This window comes from uncultured Intestinibacter sp., assembly GCF_902468165.1.
Classification (GTDB): Bacteria; Bacillota; Clostridia; order Peptostreptococcales; family Peptostreptococcaceae; genus Intestinibacter.
In genome coordinates this window covers 1-16,464 of record NZ_CABQXJ010000074.1, presented here as the reverse complement: position 1 = coordinate 16,464, position 16,464 = coordinate 1, and the positions used below count along the sequence as shown (strand labels likewise).

Annotated in this window: 16 protein-coding genes; 7 read left to right on the top strand and 9 right to left on the bottom strand. The window is 26.1% G+C overall.

Going from position 1 to position 16,464, the window contains the following annotated elements; translation table 11 throughout:
* Positions 1-138: 138 nt before the first annotated feature.
* A complete protein-coding gene (locus tag RDX53_RS11685) occupies positions 139-1,344 on the top strand; it encodes a hypothetical protein (RefSeq protein WP_195931112.1) in 1,206 nt (401 codons plus the stop codon).
* 123 nt (positions 1,345-1,467) lie between these two features.
* Here RDX53_RS11685 and RDX53_RS11680 read toward each other — a convergent pair whose 3' ends face one another.
* Positions 1,468-2,766 carry a HAMP domain-containing sensor histidine kinase gene (locus RDX53_RS11680; RefSeq protein ID WP_195931111.1) on the bottom strand — a complete coding sequence of 433 codons (1,299 nt, stop codon included), beginning with the start codon at positions 2,764-2,766 and terminating at the stop codon, positions 1,468-1,470.
* Complete coding sequence (locus tag RDX53_RS11675) at positions 2,763-3,437, bottom strand: response regulator transcription factor (protein WP_195931110.1); 675 nt, start codon at positions 3,435-3,437, stop codon at positions 2,763-2,765. The genes RDX53_RS11680 and RDX53_RS11675 overlap by 4 nt, the downstream gene beginning before the upstream one ends.
* 218 nt (positions 3,438-3,655) lie before the next feature.
* Here RDX53_RS11675 and RDX53_RS11670 point away from each other — a divergent pair, with 218 nt between their 5' ends.
* Positions 3,656-6,031 carry an ABC transporter ATP-binding protein/permease gene (locus RDX53_RS11670; protein WP_307994208.1) on the top strand — a complete coding sequence of 792 codons (2,376 nt, stop codon included), beginning with the start codon at positions 3,656-3,658 and terminating at the stop codon, positions 6,029-6,031.
* Between the two features lie 33 nt (positions 6,032-6,064).
* On the opposite strand, the gene RDX53_RS11665 is transcribed toward RDX53_RS11670, so the two are convergent.
* The 5 genes from RDX53_RS11665 to RDX53_RS11645 form a co-directional block, all read right to left on the bottom strand.
* Complete coding sequence (locus RDX53_RS11665) at positions 6,065-6,568, bottom strand: aminotransferase class I/II-fold pyridoxal phosphate-dependent enzyme (protein ID WP_307994207.1); 504 nt, start codon at positions 6,566-6,568, stop codon at positions 6,065-6,067.
* Entirely contained in the window at positions 6,558-7,157 is a 600-nt protein-coding gene (locus RDX53_RS11660) for an aminotransferase class I/II-fold pyridoxal phosphate-dependent enzyme (protein WP_307994206.1), read from the bottom strand. The genes RDX53_RS11665 and RDX53_RS11660 overlap by 11 nt, the downstream gene beginning before the upstream one ends.
* Before the next feature lie 66 nt (positions 7,158-7,223).
* Positions 7,224-8,570, bottom strand: a complete 1,347-nt coding sequence (locus tag RDX53_RS11655; RefSeq protein ID WP_295732751.1) for an aminotransferase class III-fold pyridoxal phosphate-dependent enzyme — start codon at positions 8,568-8,570, stop codon at positions 7,224-7,226.
* Between the two features lie 241 nt (positions 8,571-8,811).
* Positions 8,812-9,132, bottom strand: coding sequence for a YlbF family regulator (locus tag RDX53_RS11650; RefSeq protein WP_195931106.1), 321 nt, complete (start codon positions 9,130-9,132; stop codon positions 8,812-8,814).
* 129 nt (positions 9,133-9,261) lie between these two features.
* Positions 9,262-10,086, bottom strand: a complete 825-nt coding sequence (locus tag RDX53_RS11645; protein WP_195931105.1) for a pyridoxamine kinase — start codon at positions 10,084-10,086, stop codon at positions 9,262-9,264.
* A 353-nt stretch (positions 10,087-10,439) separates the two neighbouring features.
* Between RDX53_RS11645 and RDX53_RS11640 the strand changes: the two genes are divergently transcribed.
* The 4 genes from RDX53_RS11640 (at position 10,440) to RDX53_RS11625 (ending at position 13,356) form a co-directional block, all read left to right on the top strand.
* A complete protein-coding gene (locus tag RDX53_RS11640) occupies positions 10,440-11,732 on the top strand; it encodes an amidase domain-containing protein (RefSeq protein WP_307994205.1) in 1,293 nt (430 codons plus the stop codon).
* A 198-nt stretch (positions 11,733-11,930) separates the two neighbouring features.
* Positions 11,931-12,131 carry a cold-shock protein gene (locus tag RDX53_RS11635; RefSeq protein ID WP_195931581.1) on the top strand — a complete coding sequence of 67 codons (201 nt, stop codon included), beginning with the start codon at positions 11,931-11,933 and terminating at the stop codon, positions 12,129-12,131.
* A gap of 227 nt (positions 12,132-12,358) precedes the next feature.
* Positions 12,359-12,772, top strand: coding sequence for a CBS domain-containing protein (locus RDX53_RS11630; RefSeq protein WP_195931580.1), 414 nt, complete (start codon positions 12,359-12,361; stop codon positions 12,770-12,772).
* Positions 12,773-12,873: 101 nt separating this feature from the next.
* Positions 12,874-13,356, top strand: coding sequence for an Lrp/AsnC family transcriptional regulator (locus RDX53_RS11625; RefSeq protein WP_295762831.1), 483 nt, complete (start codon positions 12,874-12,876; stop codon positions 13,354-13,356).
* Between the two features lie 153 nt (positions 13,357-13,509).
* Here the strand turns inward: RDX53_RS11625 and RDX53_RS11620 are convergent, their stop codons facing one another.
* On the bottom strand, positions 13,510-14,262 hold the full coding sequence (locus RDX53_RS11620) for a peptidylprolyl isomerase (RefSeq protein WP_195931578.1): 753 nt from the start codon (positions 14,260-14,262) through the stop codon (positions 13,510-13,512).
* Positions 14,263-15,213: 951 nt separating this feature from the next.
* Between RDX53_RS11620 and RDX53_RS11615 the strand changes: the two genes are divergently transcribed.
* On the top strand, positions 15,214-15,534 hold the full coding sequence (locus RDX53_RS11615; protein ID WP_307994204.1) for a TIGR03905 family TSCPD domain-containing protein: 321 nt from the start codon (positions 15,214-15,216) through the stop codon (positions 15,532-15,534).
* Positions 15,535-15,590: 56 nt separating this feature from the next.
* Here RDX53_RS11615 and RDX53_RS11610 read toward each other — a convergent pair whose 3' ends face one another.
* Positions 15,591-16,043 (bottom strand): hypothetical protein, encoded by a 453-nt coding sequence (locus RDX53_RS11610; protein ID WP_195931576.1) that lies wholly within the window; start codon positions 16,041-16,043, stop codon positions 15,591-15,593.
* Between the last annotated feature and the right edge of the window lie 421 nt (positions 16,044-16,464).

The window sequence follows — 16,464 nt, the reverse complement described above, 5'->3', positions numbered from 1 at the left end:
TTTTTAACTTTACATATAATTATAATAAACAAATATAATAAATAAAAATATATATATGTTTTGAAAGTCTATAAAATTTAAATTAATTTAAATTAAGGCTTTTTGTAAATTTTCTATCAAAAAGGGGAATGACTTATCATGAGAAAGAAAAAGAAATCTTGTGGGTGCAATAATCAGGGGAATGTTTGCAGCAGCAAAAATATGAATTATTGCCCAAAAAAGGAAGATGCATACGAAGATAAATATAATTGTACTAAACCAACAACTGAATACACTCCAAAAAGCTGTATTCCTGATAAATCAGTAAATGCAATAGATAGCTGTAAACCAACTAAATGTAAACCAAAAATAAAAGAATATACTTGTCCATGTGAAGAATGTGAAATCAAATGTGAAGATAAATGTGCAGACTTAGCACAAAGAGCAGAAGAATTATTCAATAAAGCTGTAAAATATGAAGATAAAGCTATGTGCGCACTTAAAGATGCAAAAGCACTAGAACAAAATGCAAAGAATTTATCTCAAAAATCATGCAACTTAATGCAAAATGCAAAAGATGCAGATAAAGGAGCAAAAAATGCAAATTGTACAGCTCAAGAATTATTAAATAAAGCAGAAGAATTATGTTGTAAAGCTAAATGTCTTTATAAAGAAGCAAAAGATTTAGAACAAGAAGCAGCAGAAAATTGTCAAAATGCAAAATGTGCTTATGAAAAAGCTGAAAACTACAACGCACAAGCAAAATATTTATACAACCAAACTCTAAAATATGAACAAAAAACTTTAGAATGTTACAAAAATGCTGAAGAAAAAATAAAAGAAATGGAAAGTAAATCTAAAAAATGTGAAGACCTAATAAATAAATGTAACACTAAATTAAATAACTGCATGAATAGTTGTGTAAATCCTGAACAAACTAAAAATTCATGTGGATGCAATACAGGAAGCAAACAACAAATGAATAGCTGTAATTATCAACCTCAAGTAGAATCTAATAGCTGTGGATGCCAAACTCAAAAAGACACATGTGAATACTCTGTATATGATTATAGCAACTATGGATGCCAAGACAACAATGATGAAATAATACAGGTAGCTCCAGAACAACAAGATTGTGGATATCAAAATACTTGTGGTTGTATGAATGACTGTGGATATCAATATAGCTATGTAAATCCAATGTATGATATGACTCCAATGCAATATATGGGAAATATGTCAAATCAATATATGACAATGGACACTCCATATATAACAACATCAGACGATTTAGACAATATGAATGATATGTGGAACAATTACTATATGTATATCCAAAAGATGATTCAATCAATGGGTAAATAAAAAACTATAAAATATATCGAGATTATAAATATCTAGTTTAAAATTAGATTATTATTTTAGATATAATGAAAAAGGGGAGGATTTTATCCTCCCTTAAGTAATTAAAAGTGTATTTGGGTTATACTAACCCTCTATTTTAATATTATTTTTAGGCAATTCAACTGTAAAGGATGAACCTTCACCTAATAAACTTTTGACTCTTATTGTACCGCTGCATAAATCGACGATACGTTTTACAAGAGGAAGTCCTAAGCCATTACCATTACTTGAATGTGATCTATCTTCTTGATAGAATTTATCAAATATATGATTTAAGCTTTCAGGTTTCATTCCTATACCATTATCTGTGATTTTTACTGTAGCAGTATCTTCAGTATCCATAAGTTGTATAGAAATCTTCCCATTTTCTTTAGTAAATTTTATAGCATTTGAAAGAAGATTTAACCAAACTTGTTGTAGTAATTCTTCATTGCTATAAATCTGAACTTTATCTAAATCTATATCTAAATCTATGTTTTTTTCTGATAAGTCTCTCTGTAAAATAAGTATAGAATGTCTCAGTTGCTCATCAAGATAAAATGATGTTTTATCTGTAATTATTCCTTGTGTTTCAAGTTTAGTAAGTTTTAATATATTGCTAGTTAAATTAGATATTCTAGATGTCTCACTGATAATGATATCTAGATATTCATTTTTATCTTCTTTTGAAAGAGTATCGTCTTTTAATAAATTAGAAAACCCCTGTATAGTTGATATTGGAGTTTTAATTTCATGAGATACGTTGTTTATAAAATCATTTCTAAGTGTTTCTATACTATTTAATTCTCTAACCATAGAGTTAAATTTTGCAGTTAATGACCCCATTTCAAAATCATTTGGAATAGGAAGTTGTATTTTAAAATTACCTTTAGAAACTTCACCAGTTGCATAATTTAAATTTCTGATAGGCATTAAAATTTTCTTACTTAATACGGTAATTATAATTGACATAAATAATAAAGTAGAAGAAATTGATAATACACTATTTATCATTGTATAGAAAAATAAATTATTCTTTGGAGTAGTAGATATAACTACATACTTATCTTCGATTTTTACAATTGTTGTGACTGAATGTAGTAATGGTTTTTCAGAATATATTATATCATTGTCTTTAGTTATATTTTTATAATTTGAAATATCATTAACCACTTTTAATTCGTATTCATTGCTAAAATCAATAGAAATTATTTTCTCGAGTGGAAAATCTGTTTCTTGGTGTAACAACAAAATATTTTCTGCTATTTTTGTTTGATTTTGTTTTATATTGTTTTCTAAACTGCTGCCATAAAAGAAAAAAGACAGTAAAAATGAAAAACAGCCAGCAAATGTTGCTATAAAAATTATAAATAAGATAAGTCTGGTCTGTAAGTTTCTTATCATGAATGTATCACCGCTTTATATCCAAGTCCTCTGACAGTAATTATTTCAAAATCTTTAGAATCTCTGTAGCGTTCTCTAATTCTTTTAATATGTACATCTACAGTTCTTTCATCTGCCATACTTTCCATTCCCCAAATTTCATCTAATAGTTGTCTACGAGTGAATATAGTATCTGGAGATGAAACTAATTTAAATAAAAGATAAAATTCTTTTTTCGGTAAAGTATTACATTCGCCATTATAAGTAACTGATAAGGAATTATAATCTAGGATTGTACTTCCAACAGTTATTTTATGATCATTTACAATTTTTGAACGTCTAAGTATAGCGCCTATTCGTAAAATAAGCTCTTCAAAGTCTATAGGTTTTACCATATAATCATCAGCACCTATAGAAAATCCTTTTTTCTTATCTTCTAATTCTTCTTTAGCCGTTACTATTATTATAGGAATTTCACAATGAGCTTCCCTCAGCGTCTCTGTAAATTCGTACCCATCCATATTAGGCATCATTATATCGCATATTATTAAATCAATATGTGTACTATCTAATACATCAAGACCAACTTCGCCGTCTTCAGCTTCAAAAGTTGAGTATCCATTTTGTTTTAGAGTAGCACAAATAAGTTTTCTCATATTTTTGTTATCTTCAATCACTAATATATTAAACATTTAAAGCACCTCAAAAATTTTTTATATATCAAGTATAAATTTATATTAACTAAATTATACTATAAAATTATAAATAAGAAATATGAACTTAATGTAAAATTTAATAAAAGATTAATAATTCATATATTATTAACATAATACTTTTATAATAATTAATAAAATATATTAAAATAATATTATGTCTAAGATTGTTGAAGTATATATATTTAGGAGGCATTATGTTACAACTAAAAAATATTTATAAAAGTTACATAACAGGAGGAAGCAGACAGATTGCTTTAGATGGAATAAATTTAAAGTTTAGAGAAAGTGAATTTGTAACAATACTAGGAGCTAGTGGCTCAGGAAAAACAACACTTCTAAATATAATTGGAGGATTAGAACATTTTGATAAAGGGGATCTAATTATAAATGGGAAATCTACAAAAGAATTTACAGATTCTAATTGGGATTCATATAGAAATACTACAGTAGGTTTTATATTTAAAAATTACAACCTCATACCTCACCTGAGTATATTAGAAAATGTAAAGATGGCAGTATCATTAAGCGATTTATCTAAACAAGAAATCCAAGAAAAATCTATAGAAGCATTAAATAAAGTAGGAATTAAGGACTATATGAAAAAGACATCAGAGTATCTTTCTAAAGACGAGATGCAAAGGGTTGCAATAGCTAGAGCACTTGTAAATGACCCTAAAATAATCCTTGCAGATGAGCCTACTGGAAACTTAGATAGTAGATGTAGCATGGAGATAATGGATTTAATAAAAGATGTTTTTAAAGATAAATTAGTTATTATGGTAACACAAAACCCTCACATAGCACAAAAGTATGCAAATAGAATAATTACTGTTAGAGACGGAGAAGTAATAGAAGATACAAATCCTTTAAAAGATGAATTGCATCAAAAGCCAATTAAGCTAAATAAAACAAAGTTAAAAATCTCTACAGGAATTAGGTTGGCAATAAGAGATATTTCAAATAAAAAACTCAGAACATTCTTTTATATATTAATTTCAAGTATCGGTATTATGGGGATTGCATTAATAGTAGCACTAATTGAAGGTTTTAATGAAAAGATAAATAATTATGAAAATGATTCGTTGGCAAACTATCCTATAGTTATAGATAAAGTATATAATAATTCTTATATTTATAAAACAGACTCAGATAAACAAGATACAGAGAATATAGACGATTTAAAATCACATAAAGATGAAAACGTAATTTATCCATATGATTCAGACGAAGATGACTCAAAACATAAAAATCAAATAACTCAAAAATATATACAATATATAAAAAATATGGACAAGAGTTTATTCTCTGCGATATCTTATGAAAGCCAAGTTAATATGAATATACTAAAAAAAGATGAGGATGGAAAGATATCGATTTTAGATACCTCATGTATTAATTTATCATCTTATCCAAAAGATTATGGAGATGGAACATATCTAGAACAAAATTATGATTTATTATATGGATATTATCCGACAAATCAAAATGAAGTTGTACTAGTTGTAGATGAATATAATCGATTAGACACTGAGATTTTAAATGCCCTTGGTGTAAATTATAACAATAATAAAAAAATAGAATTTGATGAATTAATCGGTAAAGAATATAAAATTATTTTAAATAATGAATTTTATAAGAAAAACAATAATTATTTTTATATAGATAGCAGTGAAGAGAATTTAGACGAATTATATAATTCAAAAAAAGCTATAACTATAAGCATAACTGGGATACTTAGAGCAAAGAAAAGCAACAACTTATATGATTTGCCACAAGGAATATCTTATAGCAATGAGCTTTGCAATTACTATATTGAAAACTGTATAAAATCAGATATAGTAAAAGTACAAGAAAATTCAGATTACAATGTTATAACTGGTCAAAAATTCAAAAATAGCAACGTTAATGAAGGCGTAGTTACTAAAATATCTGGAGTAAATATATTAAATAATATAAATCAATCCGTAACAAAAAATCAAATGTTGAGTTCGCTTGGAGCATCGTTTTTACCTTCATCAATAACTATTTATCCAAAAGACTTTGAAAGTAAGAGTGATATAATAGAGTATTTAGATAATTACAACAAAGATAAACCTAAAGATGAAAAAGTATTATATAAAGATACTTCAACTCCTATAAATAAATTATCTACAAGTATTATGAGGGCAATAACAATAGTCTTGATAGTTTTTGGAAGTTTAGTATTTTTAATATCTCTAATAACTATATTTGTACTGACTTATGCATCAACTCTTGAGCGAAAAAGAGAAGTTAGCATATTGAGAGTATTAGGAAGTAAAAAAAGAGATATTATAAGATTATTTAATATAGAAAATATCATAATAGGATTATTATCTGGAGTTTTTGGCGTATTTATGGCGTATGTATTTATAATGCCTATGAATTTTATATTAGAGAGAATTATAGATTTACCAAACATAGCAGTATTAAAAATAGAAAATACGTTGATTTTAATCGTAATAAGTATATTAATAACTCTTATTGGAGGTTTTATTCCTGCGAAAATAGCATCTAGAAAAGATCCTGTTGAATTTTTAAAGAAAGTATAAATAAAACGGCTGTAATTAGTTTACAGTCGTTTTTTAATCTATATCATCTATAATACTAAACGCTTCTATTAATATATTTAAATATATAGAAGAAGGAAGTCTAAATCTAATAGAATTTTTGTTAAGTGAGTTAAATGAGCTACAAGAGATTACACTTATTTTTAACTTTGAAAATTCCTTTTGTAAATCGATATCTTTATTTTTGTGAGTCACAAGCATTATAGAAGTTGTTTGTCCTGTTTCTGATATACTTAGATTTTTATAATTTTTTATGAGTTTTTCTTTTATTTTTTTATTGGAATTTTGCATTTTAAGCAAAAATTCATAGTCAAATATAACTTTTGATGAAATATATCTAGTTATAGAACCCATTTCATAAGGTGTATGGACGTTATTCATTATATTAGTTAAGTTTTTATTTTGAATAGAATAACCACCTCTAAGCCCAGCTAAACCATAAGCTTTAGAAAATGTTTTTGAAACGACTAAGTTCTCGTATTTATAAATTAAATTTATAGCTGAATTTTTAGGATTCATATAATCTCAATACAACTATATTTTTTGTATAAGCCAAATCTACAATCTTTTTTATATCATCTAAGTTTATTATCTGTCCTGTGGGATTGTTTGGGTTATCTATATAAATTAATTTTAAATCGTCGTTTATTAAATCTAAAAACTCATCTACAATAAATTTGTAATTATTTTTAGGGTTTAACTTATAAGTATTGAAAATACCACCACACATAAATACATCTGCGCCGTATTCTGGAAATTGTGGTGAAAGTCCTAGAACTTTATCGCAATTTTCTATAAACAATTTATTTATTAAAAATAATGCACCTATAGAACCGTCATATAGCGTAATATTGTTATAATCTAGTTTTGTATTAGTGTATTTATCCCAAAACTTTATTATAGATTCTTGAAGGCATGTTGAATGAGGATAGTCTTGTATTATAGTATAATCGATAGAATTAAAAGCTTCTATTGCTATATTAGAAAATGAAACTAAGTTAATTCCTTCAGAACAATCTATTTCTATATCGTTTAAAATATTTTTATCGCCAGTTGAATAACTTTCTTTTATTTGAGATAAAATAGAGTTTTTTATTCTATATTTCATAAGTTTACCCCCTGTTTAAAATAAAAATTAGTCAAGTCTAATAGTTTTTATTTAAATACTATATTATTACCATCCGTTTATTACAGATAAAGCACTATCAGGTATTTCATTATTTAGTAAAGATTTTATAGATTGTTCAATTATATAGATTGCTTTGTCTATTTGTTCATAAGTTATTACAAGAGGAGGCTGGATTCTCAATGTGCATTGCCCTATAGAAATTAAAACTAAACCATGTTGTTGGCAGTAATAGATTACTTTAGTAGTAGATGTTTTGTTGTCTAAATCAACTCCTATTGAAAGACCCATTCCGCGGACGTCTTTTATTATACTGTACTTAGATTTTAAGCTTAGAAGTTTATTTTTAAAATAATCTCCTTTAATTCTAGACTTTTCTACTAGATTTTCTCTCTCAAAAATTTCTAGCATTTTTAAAGCGGCAACACATACGGTTGAATTGCCGGACATAGTAAATACATGGGCTGGTGCATCTAAGCTATCCATAATTTGAGTTTTACCCATAACTATACCCATTGGAAGACCTCCACCAGATGCTTTACCCATAACTATTAAATCAGGCTCTATATCAAAGTGCTCAATTGAAAAGAATTTGCCACTTCGACCCCAAGCTTGTTGAATTTCATCAACGACAAATAATATATTGTATTTTTGACATAGTGAAAATAAAGCTTGTACATATTTTTTAGGCGGTACAATTATACCCGAGTCTCCAGCTATTGGCTCAAAAAATACTGCGGCTACATCTTCAGGTGGAAGATATAAATTAAATGCATTTTCTATTTCTTTTAGACATTCTAAAGTACATGATGATTCATTTTTTTCATATGGACATTTAATACAAATTGGATAATTAAAGTGATAAATATCTGGCAAGATGGAGCCAATTTTTCTTCTCATATTTAAACTTATTGCAGATATTGATAAAGCACCAAAAGTACTCCCATGATAAGCACCATTAAAAGAAATTATTTTATTTCGACCCGTATAGGCCTTTGATAATTTTATTGCGGCATCTATTGATTCTGAGCCTGTAGTCGAAAATAATACTTTTTTATTATTATCCCCAGGGTATAACTGTATTAATTTTTCTGCATATTCAACAGGCTCTCTACAGGAAAAGTAAACTGTAGAAAATTGAGCTAGTTTAGACATTTGATCTTTGACTGCTTGGGCAATTTCACAATTACCATGTCCAATATTAGCTGAAGATGCACTAGACAATAAATCTATATATTCATTTCCCTCATAATCGTATAAAAGAGCGCCTTTTCCAGATTCAAACGCTATTGGACAATATGGCAGTTTTTGTGTTTTTGCCAAAACTTCGGACTCTCTTTTACAAATTTCTTTGCTAGAAGAAAGTCTTTTTTTATTTGTTTGTAATGAACTCATATTAATCCCCCTTATTTTTAAATAAAGCTATAGTTTTATATAGTCAATCTACTTATAAATGCAGGTTTTAAAATGATAAAATTTTTATTAAAAGAGTTTGTATAAATATCCCTAAAAAAGCAATATTAATAGAGCTTTTTTAGGGAGTATATATTTAAATAATAAGTCTTAAACAATATAAAAGCAACATAGTAGAGGGGAATTTAATAATAATAAAATTTAAACTTAAATGTGATAAATATTATCTTAGAAGTTCTTCTTCAATTGATTTATATATACTTTGCATAAGTAAGTTGAAATTTTGTGTACTTTTAAAGTAATTTTCTACTAGTGGATTTTGAAAAACTTTTGAATATTCTCTATCAAGTTGAGAAACTTTTCGATTGGCTTCGTCTATTTTGTGTTTAGTATAAATTTTATCTTTTTTATTTAAGTAACTATCTAATTGTCGTTTAATATTTTTATTTTTTTCAATTTCTCTCTTATATCTATTCATAGTTTTAAACTCATCTGTAGTTTTTATTAATTTGGCTAATTCTTGAGCTTTTTGATTTATATTCATATAAAAATCCTCCCTTTTTTATATTATGAATAAAAGGCAAGTAGTAAATTATTATTAATTTACATTGATTATGCCATAAAATCTATAATATATTTATATAAAAATAAGGGAGGATGTAGAACTCAATATCTAATTATTTAATGATGTTAAATCATTTAAAAAGATTTCAAAAAATACGCCATCATTAGGGTCAGTATCGTATTTGCCTGTATATGAAATACATTTAAATATAAAATCTGAAGCTATTTTTATAGACTCTTTAAAATCATATCCATTAGTTATAAGACCTGAAATTATAGAAGTGAAGATATCTCCAGTACCGCTATATGATTTATTATTATATTTTAATGAATATGAAAATGATTCATCACTTTCTTTATCGTATCCTAAATTTATAATATTATCATCTATTAATATACCTGTTATTATTACTTTTTTGGGACCTAAATTAGCTATTTCCTTTGCTAATTTTAATGTATCTTCTAATGTATAATTTGTGTGATATTTATTATTAGTCAAAAGACATGCTTCTGTTAAATTAGGTGTTACTAAATCAGATACTTTTACTAAATCTTTTATCTTATTACAAATTTCATCATTAAAAGTTTGATAATAATTTCCACCATCGCCCATAACAGGGTCGACAATTACATAGGCATTTTTGTTTTGATTTATAAAATCAGAAACAATGTCTATTTGGTCTATAGAACCTAAGAAACCACTATATATAGTATCAAAGCCTACATTTAGTTTCTTCCATGTTTCGCCATATTCTTTCATATGAGATGTAAAATCTAAATATGTGAATTTTGGATATCCAGTCTGGCTAGATAATATTGCTGTTGGATAAGGACAGCATTGAGTTTTTAAAGCTGATAATATTGGAAGAGCAACGCTAAGAGAGCACTTTCCAATTCCAGACATATCATTTATTGCAGCCACCTTTTTAATCATATATTTTCCTCCATAAATTAAAGATTGCATAGGTATATTTTACTATTAAATGACTTGATGTGAAAATAATTATTTATAAAATATATAAAAGCAAATTTGTATGAGTACAATTAAAAAATTGATATATATAATTTTTTAATTGTAGTTAATTTTATATACAGTTTCATATTTATTTAATTTCATGTAAAATATGTAAACTAGCTTAATAATTATTTGTTTAATATTTTGGATATACTAATAAAAATTATAAGAAAGTATTTTAACTTAAAATTTAGCTAATATTTTCTTTAAAATATTATTTTATGTGCGCTATAACAAAATATCTACAAATTATTAAGTGGAGGTGAAGTATTTTGATAAGCTATAACAAAATCTTTAAGGCTTTACTAATATTGAGTTTGAGTGTTGGAGGACTTAATTTTATAAACCTTAAAGAAAATAATTATATATATGCACAAAATAAAACAATATATCAAAACGAAGACAAAAAAGAAGAGAAAGGAAGTAAAAAGAATAAAGATAAAGTTAAAAAGCAAGATAATCAAGACAATGATTGCGAAAGTTATGAAACAGATTTAAATACTCAAAATATGCAAGCTGAAGATGGAAATGAAAAAAATAAAGATATGAATAAATCCCAGGATATAAGCAAAGAGTATGAATTATACTTAAAAGACTTATTTGATTATAGAAATAAAGCTATTATGGAGCATAATGAGGAAATACTAAAGGGATTATACGACACTAATATAAAGTTTGGGCTTTGGGCATATGAACATGAAATAAAAAAGATGCAATATCTTAAAAATTGGTCGGATAAACAAGGTGTAGTATTTGATGAAATAGATGCAAAAGTAAAAGTGAACAAAATGAGAGAAAGAGAGAAGAATTTATACGGTATAATTTGTACAGTATGTACTAAATATAAATACTACTATGAAAATCAACCAGATATAAAAAATGAATTCCAAATAGGAACTCAACATTATCTTCATGTAAGAGTAAAAGACGACCAATATGTAATAACTAAAGAATGGTATACAGATCCATTTGCGGATTCACTAAATTTAGAGAATATAAACTCTGCTGAGATAAAAAACTACATCTTAGCACAAAATCCAGTAGAATTAAATTTAAGTGATAAACAAAAAAAAGCAGTAGATTATGCACATAAATACTGTGGAGCCGCTACAAATGCAGATGATAAAATATACCTTATAAATCCAAATTATAAAGATTTCAATGGTGATGGAGGAGACTGTGCAAACTTTGCATCACAAATAATGTATGAAAGCGGAACATTCTCAAAAAATCGTACATGGAATTATGAAAAAGGAGCAGCTACGAGAGAATGGGTAAATGCACAGGGATTTAAAAATTACCTTATCTATAGCGGAAGAGGATATTATTTAGCAAAAGGAAGTTACGAAGAAGTATACAAAGAAGCTTACAAATTGAGACCGGGAGATATTGTGGGATATGAAAAAAACGGAAGAATAACCCATGTATCAACAGTAACAGGATTAGACTCAAAGGGATATCCATTAGTTACTTGTCACAATACCGATAGATTGTTAGTACCTTGGGATTTAGGATGGAGTGATAAAGCTATAAAATTCCATCTGATTAAAGTTAATTACGAGTAATAGATATATAAATATTGTTGAAATTGGATATATTTTTTATTAAATTTAAATTAACATAGAATTTATTGAATTTATTTTAATAAATTCCAGAAAAAAAGTATAAAATTAAATTTAATTGACAAATATAATTATATATGATAAATTAAGTATAAGGCTATTTTAATAGCTAATTAAGTGTGTTTTTAGGAGGATTTATTAATGAAAACAGGTGTAGTAAAATGGTTTAACAATGAAAAAGGATTTGGATTCATATCTGTAGAAGGTGAAGGAGATGTTTTCGTACATTTCTCAGCTATACAATGTGATGGATACAAATCATTAGAAGAAGGACAAAATGTTGAATTCGACGTAGTTGAAGGAGCAAAAGGTCCTCAAGCTGCTAACGTAGTAAGAGTATAATTAGGATTATAACGAGATTCATATATATATTAGTAATGCTAGTGATATGTGAGAAAAAGGCCACTTTGGTGGCTTTTTTTTGTATATAAAATTAAATGAATTATAATGATATATAATGTAAATACTGTTCTTGAAGAGATAGAAAATTTACATACAAACAAATACTTAACTATGATAAAATAATATGAGATAGATTTTTGAAAACAATTGTGGAGGTGTATATAAATATGAATATATTATTTTTTTTAACACCAAAAAGTGAAGTGGCATACATAACAGAAGATTTTACTATTAGACAGACCCTAGACAAAATGAAAGAACATAAATACTCATCTATTCCTATATTAACAAAGGATGGCAAATATGTAGGAACTATAACAGAAGGGGATTTACTTTGGACATTAGAAGACTTAGCTGAAAAAAATGAAATTAGTTTAAAAGATATAGATTTTATGCCCGTAATAGACGTTCCTAGAAGAAAAAACAATACGCCAGTATCTATAAGTGCAAATATGGAATTATTAGTATCAAAAGCTATTAGTCAAAATTTCGTTCCTGTAATAGATGACTCTGAAACTTTTATAGGAATGGTAAAAAGAAGAACTATTGTAGAATATTGTTACGAAAAGATGAAAAAATAAAAAAAATCCATATAAAATAAGTTTTTATATACCTACTCATATACTAACTGTTATAATCTAATTATAGGAGTGTTAAAATTTTCCTAAGAGGAGGTATATTTATGAGAGAAGATTCTTTAGACTTTGACAAATTAGGTATTCATCTAGACAAAACTGACATAAGAATACTAAAATTATTAGCAAATGATAGCAGAATATCATATGCAGAAATTGCTAGAGAAGTACATCTATCACGTATGGCAGTAAGAGAAAGAGTTATGAAAATGCTTGAAGAGGGAATAATTGAAAGATTTACAGTTCAATTAAATTCAAAAAAAGTCGGTTTAAATACTCCTGTATTTTTACAAGTAAAAGCTGTACCAAATAAATTAGATGATGTGGCAAATGCACTTGCAGAGTATTCACAAATAGAAAGTATATACGCTATGACAGGGAAAAATGAGTTATATGCAGATGCTTTTGTCGAAGATATTGAAAGTCTAGAAAAATTTATTTTTGAGGAAATTTATAAAATCGAGGGAATAACTGAAGTAGAATATAATATAATTACTAAAAAATATAAAACAAGAAGATTATTCACATAATATTAATTTTGAGTAATAATTATATGAAAAGGTTATAAATTTAATATGCGTAAATTATAATTGGATGTTAGTCTGGTTTAATTATATGGGTAAAGTAAAAGCTTGTCACAAATAGTATAGGACAAGCTTTTTTAATTTATAAATTTATTTTGATTACATGTAAGATACTATATCTCCAAATTTAGCTTTTACTTCGTCTAATTTGTTTTTGTATACTTCACCTTGTTTTTGGAACATTAAAGTTTTTTCAACTTTATCAGCTATTTCTTCGTAAGCTGGTATAGTTGGTTCGTTTTTAGCTTCTAATTTTATTAAGTGGTAACCGAATTGAGTTTTAACTGGTTCACTTACATCTCCTACGTTCATAGCGAAAGTAGCATCTTCGAATTCTGGAACCATTTGACCTCTACCGAAAGTACCTAAGTCTCCACCTTGATCTTTAGATGGACAAGTAGAGTTAGCTCTTGCAGCATCTTCGAAAGTAACGTCTCCAGCTTTTATTTGAGCTAATATTTCGTTAGCTTTTTCTTCTGAATCTACTAATATGTGTTTTGCATTAGCAGTTTCTGGGTTAGAGAAGTTAGCTTTGTTAGCTTCATAGAAAGCTTGTTTTTCTTCATCAGTTAATTTTACTTCAGTTAATATTTGGTTTATTACGTATTGTTTTAATACGTTTTTTTCTATTTCAGCCATTTCTTTTCTGAAATCTTCGTTTTCGTCTATTTTATTTTCTTTAGCATACATGTAAAGAAGTTCTTGATTTACTAAGTCTTCTAATACATATTTTCTACCTTCTTCAGTTTGGAATTGTTGTGCTTGATAAGGATCTAAACCTTGTAAAGCGTGATCGATATCTATGTTAGAGATTTCTTTATCTCCAACTTTAGCTAATATTTTCTTTTCCATAAGTTGATTGCTCCTTTTCTTATTTAATTTAATTTTATTTTTGAATTAACTTCTTTATACATAATAACAAAAAAATATTAATATGTCTAACATTTTCCATGAGAATGTATATTTAAGATTTAATAGTATGTAGCAAAGACAAAGATTAATATAGAACCTATTATGCCTACTACACCTTCTTCGTCTTTTAAGTTAACCTTTTTAAAAGATATATAAAAATATAAAAAAATTATAAACGTTTTTATTAAGAGTAATTTAATACTGTTTGAATATAGTAAGAAATACATCATTGAGATTACAAAAGTTATAATTGAGATCAATTTATAATAAAAATCTACTTTATCTCTAATTTCTGTACTTTTGTGTTTTATTTTATTTATTATAGCTAATGTTATATAAATAATTGATAAAACAAAATAAGTATTAAATACATAATAATTAATAATTGGATTGGGTATAAAAACCCAATTAAACAGTAGTGTAATCCAAAACAAAACTGTCAAAGTTCTAAAATAAAATTCTAATATAATCATAAATCTCTCCTAATCTATTTCTATAGATAAATATTAACCAATAACAGTTAATATATACGTGATTTAAAACGAAAGGAAAAAACTTCTATATTAGTTGTTTGAGAATATATACTATAAAATGATTATGAATTCAAAATGACATTGTGAATTAGCTTTATAGAAATTATATTTTTCCCAATATAAAAAAATAACATTAATAATAGTATTTTATCATAAATTTATAAATATAGTGTATTATACAAAGTTAAAATTATGACTTTTAATCACACATAAGAAAGTATATTCATTTTATAAATTAAAATAACTACGATTTATATTGATATATAAGATATGAATGAACAGAAAATATAAGCAAATAAAAATATTTTAAATCTATTTAGAAGAAGTATTTCTTTATATAAGTATTGGGAGGTAAAAAATGTATAGATATTATACAAGTGGTGTATGTGCAAAATCTATCTTATTAGATATAGAAGGTGATACTATATGTGATGTTGTATTTGAAGGGGGATGTGAAGGTGCATTAATAGCTATTAAAAATTTAGTTAGGGGTAAAAATATAGATTATGTTATCGATATGTTGGAACAAGTCCCATGCAAGATGAGAGGGACATCATGTCCAGACCAATTAGCAAATGCACTAAAAATATATAAAGAATTTGTATACAATAATAATAGATATGAAAATAATAGATATGAAGAAGATAATGAATATTATGAAGAAGATAATGAATATTAGATAATAAAAATAAGCAGCCGTCGACTGCTTATTTTTATTATAATAAACTACAATTATTATCTAGTAACTAATATTGCAATTTGATATTTAGAGTTGTAACTTATTTGTACTAATTGATTTTTCTTTACATTTTGTAAATCTTCAGCGCCATAAGCTATTTTTAATTTAATAGGTTTTTTACCTTGCTTTAAGATAGCAACGTATTCTTTTTTCCCTTTTTGTTCTAAACTTATTAAGTTACCTACATAAGGTGTAAAGTTTTGGAATTCTTGAGCTTGTTTTCTTATATAGAAGAAAGTAGCAACACATATACCTAAGTTTATTGCAAGGATTATCCATCCGTTAATATGTTGCATAGCACCAACTATGATTAAGATAATCATAGCTACTATAGGTATGATTGCTTTTTTCATTAATAATTTACCCATGATTTCATTTGCTCTTTTTTCAGGTCCACTCATAGTTTTTGACTTAGCATATGATTCGGCAAATCTTTCTTTTAAACCCATATTAATCCTCCTAATTTCAATAGATATTTAGTTTTTATTATTTTAGCCTATGTAATATATATCAAAAGTATAAACCAAATTTAGATTTCAAAGGCAAAATAAAACATATTACTTATTTTATCACAAAATACATAAAAAGAAAATAAATCTATATATTAAATTTTGGCATTATAAAAACGAAATATAAATATAAAAATAAAAACAAAATAAATATAAGAAGTATAATAAGTAATAATATAAAAAAAGTAGTATAATATAAATTAGTGTAAAAAAATTAATAGGTGGTATATGTATGAGCGAGAAAATTTGTATAAGTATAAATAATAAAAAGTTCAATAAAGAAAATGAAAAGACAAAAGAAGCTATAAATAAAGCGTTAAATAAATTATGTGAGACTATTCTTCAGTTTGAGGAAAATGGA

What these genes read in the sequence shown, in the direction of transcription:
- RDX53_RS11685 (WP_195931112.1), top strand. Translation starts at nt 139, where the DNA reads ATGAGAAAGAAAAAGAAATCTTGTGGGTGCAATAATCAGGGGAATGTT.
- RDX53_RS11680 (WP_195931111.1), bottom strand. Translation starts at nt 2,766, where the DNA reads ATGATAAGAAACTTACAGACCAGACTTATCTTATTTATAATTTTTATA.
- RDX53_RS11675 (WP_195931110.1), bottom strand. Translation starts at nt 3,437, where the DNA reads ATGTTTAATATATTAGTGATTGAAGATAACAAAAATATGAGAAAACTT.
- RDX53_RS11670 (WP_307994208.1), top strand. Translation starts at nt 3,656, where the DNA reads ATGTTACAACTAAAAAATATTTATAAAAGTTACATAACAGGAGGAAGC.
- RDX53_RS11665 (WP_307994207.1), bottom strand. Translation starts at nt 6,568, where the DNA reads ATGAATCCTAAAAATTCAGCTATAAATTTAATTTATAAATACGAGAAC.
- RDX53_RS11660 (WP_307994206.1), bottom strand. Translation starts at nt 7,157, where the DNA reads ATGAAATATAGAATAAAAAACTCTATTTTATCTCAAATAAAAGAAAGT.
- RDX53_RS11655 (WP_295732751.1), bottom strand. Translation starts at nt 8,570, where the DNA reads ATGAGTTCATTACAAACAAATAAAAAAAGACTTTCTTCTAGCAAAGAA.
- RDX53_RS11650 (WP_195931106.1), bottom strand. Translation starts at nt 9,132, where the DNA reads ATGAATATAAATCAAAAAGCTCAAGAATTAGCCAAATTAATAAAAACT.
- RDX53_RS11645 (WP_195931105.1), bottom strand. Translation starts at nt 10,086, where the DNA reads ATGATTAAAAAGGTGGCTGCAATAAATGATATGTCTGGAATTGGAAAG.
- RDX53_RS11635 (WP_195931581.1), top strand. Translation starts at nt 11,931, where the DNA reads ATGAAAACAGGTGTAGTAAAATGGTTTAACAATGAAAAAGGATTTGGA.
- RDX53_RS11630 (WP_195931580.1), top strand. Translation starts at nt 12,359, where the DNA reads ATGAATATATTATTTTTTTTAACACCAAAAAGTGAAGTGGCATACATA.
- RDX53_RS11625 (WP_295762831.1), top strand. Translation starts at nt 12,874, where the DNA reads ATGAGAGAAGATTCTTTAGACTTTGACAAATTAGGTATTCATCTAGAC.
- RDX53_RS11620 (WP_195931578.1), bottom strand. Translation starts at nt 14,262, where the DNA reads ATGGAAAAGAAAATATTAGCTAAAGTTGGAGATAAAGAAATCTCTAAC.
- RDX53_RS11615 (WP_307994204.1), top strand. Translation starts at nt 15,214, where the DNA reads ATGTATAGATATTATACAAGTGGTGTATGTGCAAAATCTATCTTATTA.
- RDX53_RS11610 (WP_195931576.1), bottom strand. Translation starts at nt 16,043, where the DNA reads ATGGGTTTAAAAGAAAGATTTGCCGAATCATATGCTAAGTCAAAAACT.